Genomic DNA, 10351 nt, shown 5'->3' with positions numbered 1-10351 from the left:
TAAACGAGGGCAATCAGGGGTGCAGGTCAAGTGCGATCTGGCGTAAGGGATTGCCATAGACAGAGCCTTCGACAAGAAACCGTGCCGGAAAGCGAAGTCGGACGGCAGGCGAAACAGTCGCAATCTCTTCGAGAGAAGAGTTTTTCTCGAGTGTACCGGCAACAACAATTTTACTCCTGCGCCGCACGTTCGCAGTAGTTACTGGCTCACCGAATAGATCGCGGGATACCGGCTCACTATCGTCCAAGTAGTTGTCCAAACTAAAGGTGGGGTTATCGAGAATCGGAACTTGCTTAAAATCCAAGCGTACGCTCGTACCGATGTGGAGCAAGGGATTAAGTTGTAAATTGGCATTTCCACACGCGTTTTGCGAGGGCTGAGGAAAGCGGCCGATGGGCGCAAGCGGCGGCTAGCGCCGAGCCGGTCGGAGTTCTATTCGATGATAAAACAATTCCTAGGGTTCCTTGACGTTACCTACCTTTGGCAATCACGTTGGGATTTCCATTCCAAGATGCAGACCCAGTTGCGCTAAGACTTCTTTTATCTCGTTCAACGATTTTCGACCGAAATTAGGTGTACGCAGCATCTCTTCCTCGGACTTTTGTACCAATTCACCAATGTAGAAGACGTCGTCATTCTTGAGGCAGTTCGCCGATCGAACCGACAGCTCCAAGTCGTCTACCCGCTTCAGGAAAGGCGAGATGCGCTGCGACAACCGGTCCAGATCGTCGGGCGGCCAGTCAGGAACCTCCATGCCGAGTTTGAGCCCAAGGTGCGCTAGCACTTCCTTGATCTCGTTGAGCGACTTTCGACCAAAATTCGGTGTACGAAGCATCTCCGCTTCCGACCTCTGAACCAGCGTACCAACGTGGAAAATTCCATCGTTGCTGAGGCAGTTTGCCGATCGAACCGATAGCTCGAGATCGTCTATCCACATAAAGAATAGCGAGCCGGCCGGCATCCCTACGGGCGGACGAGGATCTGCGCGCTTGAGCCAGTCCATAGAAACAATCTGCAGTTCACGACCGAATTCATATGCGTCAGTATCATTAGAGCGCCAGGCACTGGCCCGCTCGCTCTCGCTTAGGCAGCTCTCCAAAGCTTCTACGGCGGTGCTAAAAGCGCAGTTCACAATCTCGCGCGACCTTTGGGGGCGCTGGCGATCCTTCAGATACCCCCGGTTGGCCTTGTACTTTTTCAAGCGTCCGAGGGCATTAGTCTCGATTCTTGCACTCGCTTCGACCCACACCCGATAGAGCAGCTTCCAATCACCTATGCCTCCGTACTTTTGGGTTCGGTTTCGGCCGGTTTGCTGACGGAGATTGACGGTGATGCCGAGCTTGAGGACGCGCTCGGAAGCGGAGCCTAAAATGTAAACCCAGCCAGGGGTGTGATACCTATCGCGAAAAACATCCGATAGCGACATCGTGAAATACCGATTCATTTCCGCCGACTATCTTTTGCAATTGCCGGCCAAAAAAGGTTGGCAACATCCTCCACGACTTGGCACGAACCGTCCATGCTGACTGGTTTACCGACCTACCAGTGGAGAATTCGCTTCGCCAACGCGGGCCGCGGAGAACCCGACGGATTGCACTGCCGCCTCGTCCACTAAGCAGCAACCGAACCACGTCTCCCGCCGACAGTCTCTGGAAACGGGAATATTTGGGGTATTGGCCAGAGACTTTCGGGCGTTTGGCCGCGGAAGGCACGAACTGCTAAGGTAGAGACCGAGAACCTATTCAAGAAAGCCCGCCATTGGCGGGTCTTTCTGCAATCTCGCAGGGAAAAACTCTCGTTGTCAGACTGGCTGGCTGGGGCGGGAGGATTCGAACCTCCGCATGGGGGAATCAAAATCCCCTGCCTTACCACTTGGCGACGCCCCAATAGCGTTGAACGGTTCGCGGCAAGATCAGGTCTTGCCGCCTCGCGCCGCTCGTTGTCGGAAGGTGGCTGGCCGGTTTCCTGCCGGAAGTCCTGAGCCGCACCGATTCACCGTGGCTGCGGAGGTCTTAGAGCATTTTCCGCCAAAGTGGAAACCCGCTTTTGGGCCGGAAAATGCTGCCAGAAAAGGAAAAATCGGGCCGATTCAGGTGTCCGGACCTGCATTCGCTTCACGCCGCAGATTTGGAAGCGGGGCTGGCTCAAGGTTGGCACTCTGCATTGGCCGGAAACCGGCCCCGTGGCATACCTGAGATACGCCTGCACCGCAGTTGAGGACCGGCCTTTTTCGTGGGAAGACAAAGGGCGCAAGGCGGCCCCGCACAAGAAACCGCAAGCGAGGAAAGACACCGCCCAACAACGATTTATGAGAGCAAGACTTGCGTGCCTGTCCCGCTCCGGGAAGAGGCACCGAGGCCAGCCGAACAGCGAGAGCATGCCATGACTTACCGCGCGCCGATCAACGACATCCTGCTTTCCCTCAACCACGGTGCCGGCCTTTTGGCCGCCGTGGAGGCGGGACATTATAATGGCTACGATCCGGAGTTCTCCGCTGCGGTGATCGAGGAGGCGGGCAAGTTCGCCACCGACGTGCTCGAGCCGCTCAATCAGACCGGTGATCGCGAGGGCATCAAGCTCACCGACAAGGGCGTCGTTACGGCGACGGGATGGCCCGATGCCTACAAGCGCTGGTGCGAAGGCGGATGGAATGCGGTATCGGGTTCGGAGGAATTCGGCGGACAGGGTCTGCCGCTGGCGGTGCATTCCGCCGTCAACGAAATCTGGAGCGCATCGAATCTTGCTTTCGGTCTTTGCCCGCTGCTGACGCTCAGCGCGATCGACGCGCTTGATGCGCACGGCAGCAAGGAACTGAAAGACATTTATCTCGGCAAACTTATCTCCGGCGAATGGCCCGGCACCATGCAACTCACCGAGCCGCAGGCGGGCACCGACGTCGGCGCACTGCGCACGCGCGCTGAAAAGCAGCCCGACGGGACCTATCGCCTGTTCGGCTCGAAGATCTTCATCACCTACGGCGACCACGACATGAGCGACAACATCGTTCATTTCATTCTGGCGCGCCTGCCCGGCTCGCCTGCCGGATCGAAGGGCATCACGCTGTTCCTGGCGCCGAAATATCTGGTCAATGCCGACGGCTCGCTCGGCGCGCGCAACGACATCTACGCCAGCGGCGTCGAACACAAGCTCGGCATTCATGCTTCGCCGACCTGCACCATGACCATGGGCGACAAGGGCGGAGCGATCGCGTACCTCGTCGGCAAGGAAAACGGCGGCATGGCCGCAATGTTCACCATGATGAATCAGGCGCGCCTTGGCGTTGGCCTGCAGGGCGTCGGCATCGCGGACCGCGCCTATCAGCGCGCGCTGGCCTATGCGCAGGAGCGCAAGCAGGGCAAGGCGCTCGGCAGCCAGAACACCGGCTCCGATCCGATCATCATGTATCCGGACGTCAAGCGTAACCTGATGCTGATGCGCGGCATGACGGCGGCGGCGCGCACCATCTGTTACGCCACCGCGGTTGCCATCGACGTATCGCATCGCGCCACAGATCCGGCGGCAAAGGCGAAGGCCGCGGCACGCGGGGCATTGCTGACGCCGATGGCAAAGGCCTTCTCCACCGACATCGGCAACGAAGTGGCGGCCATCGGCGTGCAGGTACACGGCGGCATGGGCTTCATGGAGGAAACCGGCGCCGCGCAATACGTCCGCGACGCGCGCATTCTCACCATCTATGAAGGCACCAACGGCGTGCAGGCCAACGACCTGTTGATGCGCAAGCTGCAGATGTCCGGCGGCGAAGCCGTTTGGGAATTGCTGGGTGAACTGAAAGCCATCGTATCGAAGGTGGAAGCCTCGAACGATCCGGCCTTCGGCACCACCGGCGCCAAGCTGCGCGATGCGGTTGACTCGGTTGAGCGCAGCAGCAAGTGGCTGCTCGAGAAGATTGCGACCTCGCCTGCGGAAGCATTGGCCGGCGCGACGCCGTATCTGCGGCTGTTCTCGACCACCCTAGGCGGCTGTTCGCTCGCGAACGAAGCGCTGGCCGCGCGCACCGACGAGACGCATCAGAACGACGTACAACGATACGTCGCATTGGCGCGCTTCTTCGCGGAGAACGTCACGGTGCAGTCTGGCGCTCTCGAACGCACGATCATGGACGCTGCCACGGCGACCACCGGCGCGGACGCCGTGCTGGTCGCGTAAACACCGCAGCCGGCACTATTCAAAGCCGGAGCAAGGCTATTCAGCTTTGCTATGGAACCGCGCGGCCAGAGCACTAAGGTCTCGCCGCGCGGCCTTTCCTTGTGGGAGCGATCGCGCACTCAGCAAGGGTCAGGGCATGAAGTTCGTCAATTACATCACCTACGTGCCGGATGCGGAGAAGGTCGAATCCGTGCGATCGGCGCATCGCGAGTACGCGCACAGGCTTCGCGCGGATGGCAAGATCGTGATCGCCGGACCGTTCGAGGACGGCGCGGGAGCATTGATCGTTTATGAGGCGGAAGACCGCAACGCGGCCGAGGCGCTTGCGGCGAACGATCCTTATGCCAAGGGCGGCGTCTGGATCAAATACGAGATCCATCCGTGGACAATTCTGGGCGGAAACCGTTCGCTTCTGCCGCCGCAAGTGTCCTGACCAAACGCAAGCGCATTAGAGCGGCTTCAATCCCGCTTCGATTTCCCTGCGGCGCGATTCCAGAAACGGCGGCAGCGCCAGTTTCTCCCCGAGTGTTTCCATCGGCTCATCGGTGGCGAAGCCCGGCCCGTCGGTCGCAATCTCGAACAGGATGCCGTTCGGCTCACGAAAATAAAGACTGCGGAAATAGAAGCGATCGATCTCGCCGCTGGAATGAACGCCGAACTCCGCAAGCCGCGCCGTCCAGGCATGATACTGCTCTTCATCTGGGGTGCGGAATGCGACGTGATGCACACCGCCGGCGCCCTGACGCGCGGCGGGCAAATCCTTCTGTTCAAGCACATGCAGTTCCGCCGCCGGGCCGCCCTCTCCCATCCTGTAAACATTGATGCGATGCTCGCCGTCGGGCGAGGCGTAGTCGCGCACCCGCGTCATGTTCATCACATCCACAAGCACGCGCTCGGTCCGCGTCAGATCCGGCACGTTCAGCACGATCGGGCCGAGGCCACGGATCTGGTGTTCGGCCGGCACCGGACTCTTCTCCCACGGATGCGCTTCGCCGCGGCCGCCGTCGTCGACCAGCACCAGCCGCTGGCCTTCGGGGTCCTCGAACGGCAGCGTCAGGCGGCCATCGACCTCGGTCACCTTGCCGACATGGGCGCCTAGCTTGATCAGCCGGTCCTGCCAGAAGGCCAGCGCCTTCTCGCCATTGACCCGCAGACCGGTGCGCGACACGCTGCGGGTGCCGCGATGTTCCCGCGCCGCCGGCCAGTCGAAGAAGGTCAGGTCGGTGCCCGGGTTGGCCTTCCCGTCCGCATAAAACAGATGGTAGGCGCTGACATCGTCCTGGTTGACGGTCTTTTTGACCAGCCGCATGCCCAGCACACCGGTATAAAACGCCAGGTTTCCCTTGGCATTCGCGGAAATCGCTGTCAGGTGATGGATGCCGGTGAGTTGCATGGCAGTGTCCCTTTATACCGGAGGGGCGGAAATCGAATGGCCATTATTCCGTTTCTGGCCAATGATGTAGGATGAACCAACCGACAGCGCCAGCCGCCTCCATGCTGCAGCGCCATCCGCCATTTCAGGGAACGCCCAGGAAAACATCCATGACCGACCACGTAATTGTCACCGATGAAGACAGCGCGCGCATCATCACCATGCGCCGCCCGGACAAGAAGAACGCACTGACGCAAGGCATGTACATTGCGATGGCTGATGCGATCAAATCCGCGCAGAACGATCCGGACATTCGCAGCATCGTGATTTCCGGCGGCTCGGGCGTGTTCACCGCCAGCAATGACCTCGAGGATTTCGCCAAGGCCAACACCGCGAACGACGACAGTTCGCGGCCGATGGCTGCGACCCAGTTTCTCAAGGCGCTCGCCTATAACGAGAAGCCGCTGATCGGCGCGGTCGACGGCATCGCAGTCGGTGTCGGCACCACCATGCTGTTTCACTGCGACTACGTTCTCGCCTCAACCACCGCAACGTTCTCGACGCCGTTCATTCACCTCGGGCTCGTTCCCGAGGCGGCCTCCAGCCTGCTCGCGCCGCGCGTGATGGGGCATCAGCGCGCATTCTCGATGCTGGTAATGGGCCGGACCGTGACGGCGGAGGAAGCCCGCGAAGCGGGTTTCGTCAATGTCATCGTTGCGCCCGGACACACCGAAGTCGAGGCGCGCAAAATCGCGCGCGAAATCGGCTCCCTGCCGAAGGACGCCGTGGCGCTTACCCGCAAATTGCTGAAGCCGGCGCGGGAAGATGTGCTGCGCAGGATGGACGAGGAATCGCATCATTTCGGCGAGCGCCTGAAATCGGACGAGGCACGGAACGCTTTCAGCGCATTTTTCTCCCGCAAGAAGAAGGCCTAAGCGCTGTTTTCGGCCTTCACCTAATCTCGAAGTCAAGCGCAGATGCCCGGGACAAACCCGGGCATCACGCGTTATTATGGGTCACTTGCGAGGAATTGCTTCGGCACCAGAAGAAAGACAACAGTCCATGCCGACACTTTATTACCACACCGCCGCCGGCCTGAATCATCAGACCGCTCCCGGCCATCCCGAACGGCCGGATCGTCTGCGCGCGATCGAGCAGGGACTGTCGGCAGAGCCCTTCACATCGCTGGTGCGTGTCGAGGCGCCGGAAGCCGATCTCGACGTGATCGCGCTGTGCCACAGCAACGAGTACATCGACGAGTTGCGCCACATCGCGCCGAAGGACGGCATCGTCTATCTCGACGGCGACACGTCGATGTCGCCGGGCACATGGGAGGCGGCGTTACGCGCCACCGGCGGTGCGGTCGCAGCCGTCGATGCGGTGATGAAGAACAAACGGACCAACGCCTTTGTCGGAACCCGTCCGCCCGGACATCACGCCGAGACCTCGCGGCCGATGGGCTTCTGCTTCTTCGACAGCGCTGCCATCGCCGCGCGCTACGCGCAGCGCAAGTACGGCATCGAGCGCGCCTGCCTGGTCGATTTCGACGTGCATCACGGCAACGGCAGCCAGGAAATTTTCTGGTCAGATCCGAGTGTGATGTATGCCTCGACTCACCAGATGCCCTTGTTTCCCGGCACCGGCAGCACACAGGAGCGCGGCGATCAGGACACCGTGGTCAACGCGCCGCTGCGCGCCGGCAATGGCAGCCGCGAATTCCGCGAAGCTTTTGACATTGCGATCCTGCCGCGGCTGGAAGCGTTCGCACCCGAACTGATCGTGATTTCGGCGGGCTTCGATGCGCACTGGCGCGATCCGCTCGGCAGTCTCGAACTGCGCGAAGAGGATTTCGCCTGGGTCACGCGCAAGCTGATGGAGATCGCCGACAAGTCGGCCGAAGGGCGGATCGTCTCCGTGCTCGAAGGCGGCTACGATCTGCAGGGCTTGCGCGATTCGGTGGCCGTGCACGTCGCCGCGCTGATGAACAACTAGCGCGACCCGTCATCCTCAGGTGCGCGTTCTTGCGCGCTCCGCACCTCAGGATGACGCCAAGCGAAGCACTTCCCTCACCGCTGCAAATCGCGCTACATTGCCGCCATATTGCGCCCGCAAATCGTTCCTAGATTCCGCGGCGCTGTCATCGATCCACGAATCGCAACTCGGAAAACGACCATGGCCGACACTCCCCATGCGGACGTCAAGAAGCTCAGCTTCGAACGCGCGATCGAGGAACTGGAGTCCATCGTCAAGCGTCTCGAGGACGGCAAGGTCCCGCTCGAGGAATCGGTCGCGATCTATGAGCGCGGCGAGAGCCTGAAGCGCCGCTGCGAAGAGCTGCTGCGCCAGGCGGAGGCGCGCGTCGACAAGATCACCACCGATGCGTCGGGACAGGCTGCCGGCACCGAACCGCTCGACGTTCAGTAAATCCGCGCAACAAACGTCGCCGTTTCGCACAAGCTTATTCTGTCTCTCCCCGGCGAAGGCGGGAACCAGCGGAGGCTCGAGTTTCGAGCCTTAACAGCTATTCCCGGCGCCAAATGCCCCGAAAGTGAGGCCTTTCACGCCTGCCTAACGGATTGGCATCGTTTTGGAATTGGTATAAGCCACGGGACCGTTTCGGACCTTTCTGAGCAGCTTTCCATGCCGGGCCGGGCGCCCCCAAATTATTGCGGATATTCAAGTGTCACATTCGAGCAAGACTCCCCTCCTCGACGCCGCACCGACTCCGGACCTGCTGCGCAAGCTCAAGCCCGAGCAACTGCGCCAGTTCGCCGATGAGCTGCGGCTGGAGACCATCGACACCGTATCGGTGACGGGTGGCCATTTCGGCGCAGGCCTCGGCGTGGTCGAACTGACCACTGCGCTTCACTACGTCTTCAATACACCGGATGACCGCATCATTTGGGACGTCGGCCATCAGGCCTACCCGCACAAGATTCTCACCGGCCGCCGCGACCGCATCCGCACGCTGCGCATGGGCAACGGCCTGTCGGGATTCACCAAGCGCGCCGAAAGCGAATACGATCCGTTCGGCGCGGCGCACTCCTCGACCTCGATTTCCGCAGGCCTCGGCATGGCGGTGGCGCGCGACCTCACCGGCGGCAAGAACAATGTCATCGCGGTGATCGGCGACGGTTCGATGTCCGCCGGCATGGCCTATGAGGCGATGAACAATGCCGGCGCGATGCACTCGCGCCTGATCGTCATCCTCAACGACAACGATATGTCGATCGCGCCACCGGTGGGCGCCATGTCGGCCTATCTCGCGCGTCTGCTGTCCGGAAAGACCTATGCGTCGGCGCGCGAAGCACTGAAGAATCTCGCACACAAGCTGCCGAAGTTCTTCGAGGACCGCGCGCTGCGCGCCGAGGAATACGCGCGCGGCATGGTCACGGGCGGCACGCTGTTTGAAGAACTCGGATTCTTCTATGTCGGGCCGATCGACGGCCACAACCTCGACCACCTGCTGCCTGTGCTGACCAACGTGCGCGATGCGCCGACCGGACCTATCCTGGTTCATGTTGTCACGCAGAAGGGCAAGGGCTACGCGCCCGCCGAAGCGTCCGACGACAAGTATCACGCCGTCGCCAAGTTCGACGTCGCAACCGGAGCGCAGGCCAAGGCAAAATCCAACGCGCCGTCCTATACGTCGGTGTTCGGCCAAAGCTTGGTCAAGGAAGCGCGCAAGGACGACAAGATCGTCGCCATCACCGCGGCGATGCCGGGCGGCACCGGCGTCGATATCTTCGGCAAGGCGTTCCCCGACCGCACCTTCGATGTCGGCATTGCCGAACAGCATGCCGTGACCTTCGCCGCAGGCCTCGCGACAGAAGGTTTCAAGCCGTTCTGCGCGATCTACTCGACCTTCCTGCAGCGCGGCTACGATCAGGTCGTGCACGACGTGGCGATCCAACGTCTTCCGGTACGCTTCGCCATCGACCGCGCCGGTCTTGTCGGCCAGGACGGCCCGACCCACGCCGGTTCGTTCGACAACGTCTATCTCGGCTGCCTCCCCGGCTTCGTCATCATGGCGGCTGCGGATGAAGCCGATCTCGTTCACATGGTGGCAACGCAGGTCGCGATCGACGATGCGCCGAGCGCGCTGCGTTATCCGCGCGGCGAAGGCCGCGGGGTCGAGATGCCGGAAGCCGGCGTGCCGCTCCCGATCGGCAAAGGCCGCATCATGCGCCAGGCCGATAAAAATGGATCGAAGGTCGCGCTGCTGTCGTTCGGCGCACGGCTCGGCGAATGTCTCAAGGCCGCCGACGAACTCGATACGCTGGGCCTGTCCACCACCGTCGCCGACGCGCGCTTCATGAAGCCGCTTGATCTCGACATGATCCTGAAGCTCGCGCGCGAGCACGAGGCGCTGATCACCATCGAGGAAGGCTCCATCGGCGGCTTCGGCACCCATGTGCTGCAGGCCTTGGCCGATCACGGCGCTCTCGATCGCGGCCTTCGCGTGCGAACGCTGGTGCTGCCTGACACCTTCATCGATCACGATTCACCGGCAAAGATGTACGAACAGGCTGGCCTCGATGCCAAGGGCATCGTCGCGAAAGTGTTCGAGGCGCTCGGCAAGGACATGAAGTCCGAAACGGCGAAGCTGGCCTGATCGCCGCCGGGCTTCATTGCAGATACGTGCTATCACGCCGCATGCGATGCGCTCCCTCCCCCCGAAAGGGCGTTTACGCCCGTCTTCGACGGGCTATGGGGGAGAGGGTTGGGGTGAGGGGCTCTGGATGTCTGAACAAGGTTATCGAGCCCCCTCACCCGCCGCGCTTCGCGCGCCGACCTCTCCCCCACGGGGAG

General features: G+C 61.4%; 8 protein-coding genes, 1 tRNA gene and 2 pseudogenes. 6 read left to right on the top strand and 5 right to left on the bottom strand.

Annotated features, from left to right (window positions below):
- Positions 1–13 precede the first annotated feature (13 nt).
- The 4 genes and pseudogenes from I554_RS27010 to I554_RS0121975 all read right to left on the bottom strand — a co-directional run bounded on the left by I554_RS27010 (position 14) and on the right by I554_RS0121975 (position 1886).
- Positions 14–304 (bottom strand): hypothetical protein, encoded by a 291-nt coding sequence (locus I554_RS27010; RefSeq protein WP_152527739.1) that lies wholly within the window; start codon positions 302–304, stop codon positions 14–16.
- 183 nt (positions 305–487) lie between these two features.
- A pseudogene (locus I554_RS26575) lies at positions 488–691 on the bottom strand (DNA-directed RNA polymerase subunit alpha C-terminal domain-containing protein); the annotation flags it as partial.
- Positions 692–703: 12 nt separating this feature from the next.
- Positions 704–931, bottom strand: a pseudogene (locus I554_RS27680) (DNA-directed RNA polymerase subunit alpha C-terminal domain-containing protein); the annotation flags it as partial.
- Between the two features lie 880 nt (positions 932–1811).
- Positions 1812–1886 (bottom strand) — tRNA-Gln (locus I554_RS0121975).
- 496 nt (positions 1887–2382) lie between these two features.
- On the opposite strand from I554_RS0121975, the gene I554_RS0121970 reads away from it, so the two are divergent.
- Both I554_RS0121970 and I554_RS0121965 read left to right on the top strand, forming a co-directional pair.
- A complete protein-coding gene (locus I554_RS0121970; protein WP_024576135.1) occupies positions 2383–4167 on the top strand; it encodes an acyl-CoA dehydrogenase in 1785 nt (594 codons plus the stop codon).
- Positions 4168–4303: 136 nt separating this feature from the next.
- Complete coding sequence (locus I554_RS0121965; RefSeq protein WP_024576134.1) at positions 4304–4600, top strand: YciI family protein; 297 nt, start codon at positions 4304–4306, stop codon at positions 4598–4600.
- A gap of 15 nt (positions 4601–4615) precedes the next feature.
- Here the strand turns inward: I554_RS0121965 and I554_RS0121960 are convergent, their stop codons facing one another.
- Positions 4616–5560 carry a ring-cleaving dioxygenase gene (locus I554_RS0121960; RefSeq protein WP_024576133.1) on the bottom strand — a complete coding sequence of 315 codons (945 nt, stop codon included), beginning with the start codon at positions 5558–5560 and terminating at the stop codon, positions 4616–4618.
- 149 nt (positions 5561–5709) lie between these two features.
- Between I554_RS0121960 and I554_RS0121955 the strand changes: the two genes are divergently transcribed.
- The 4 genes from I554_RS0121955 to dxs all read left to right on the top strand — a co-directional run bounded on the left by I554_RS0121955 (position 5710) and on the right by dxs (position 10154).
- Entirely contained in the window at positions 5710–6474 is a 765-nt protein-coding gene (locus I554_RS0121955; protein WP_024576132.1) for a crotonase/enoyl-CoA hydratase family protein, read from the top strand.
- A gap of 127 nt (positions 6475–6601) precedes the next feature.
- Positions 6602–7531, top strand: coding sequence for a histone deacetylase family protein (locus I554_RS0121950; RefSeq protein WP_024576131.1), 930 nt, complete (start codon positions 6602–6604; stop codon positions 7529–7531).
- 180 nt (positions 7532–7711) lie between these two features.
- Complete coding sequence (locus I554_RS0121945; protein WP_024576130.1) at positions 7712–7963, top strand: exodeoxyribonuclease VII small subunit; 252 nt, start codon at positions 7712–7714, stop codon at positions 7961–7963.
- Between the two features lie 256 nt (positions 7964–8219).
- Positions 8220–10154, top strand: coding sequence for a 1-deoxy-D-xylulose-5-phosphate synthase (gene dxs / locus I554_RS0121940; RefSeq protein ID WP_024576129.1), 1935 nt, complete (start codon positions 8220–8222; stop codon positions 10152–10154).
- Positions 10155–10351 lie beyond the last annotated feature (197 nt).

The organism is Afipia sp. OHSU_II-C1 (genome assembly GCF_000497575.1).
Taxonomy (GTDB): Bacteria; Pseudomonadota; Alphaproteobacteria; order Rhizobiales; family Xanthobacteraceae; genus Afipia.
Note: the sequence above shows the minus strand (reverse complement) of the source record. Positions and strands in the feature narration are given on the sequence as shown.

Excerpts from the sequence above, each read along its gene's own strand:
- I554_RS0121950 (WP_024576131.1), top strand. The coding sequence starts at position 6,602 with ATGCCGACACTTTATTACCACACCGCCGCCGGCCTGAATCATCAGACC.
- I554_RS0121945 (WP_024576130.1), top strand. The coding sequence starts at position 7,712 with ATGGCCGACACTCCCCATGCGGACGTCAAGAAGCTCAGCTTCGAACGC.
- I554_RS0121960 (WP_024576133.1), bottom strand. The coding sequence starts at position 5,560 with ATGCAACTCACCGGCATCCATCACCTGACAGCGATTTCCGCGAATGCC.
- I554_RS0121970 (WP_024576135.1), top strand. The coding sequence starts at position 2,383 with ATGACTTACCGCGCGCCGATCAACGACATCCTGCTTTCCCTCAACCAC.
- I554_RS0121965 (WP_024576134.1), top strand. The coding sequence starts at position 4,304 with ATGAAGTTCGTCAATTACATCACCTACGTGCCGGATGCGGAGAAGGTC.
- I554_RS0121955 (WP_024576132.1), top strand. The coding sequence starts at position 5,710 with ATGACCGACCACGTAATTGTCACCGATGAAGACAGCGCGCGCATCATC.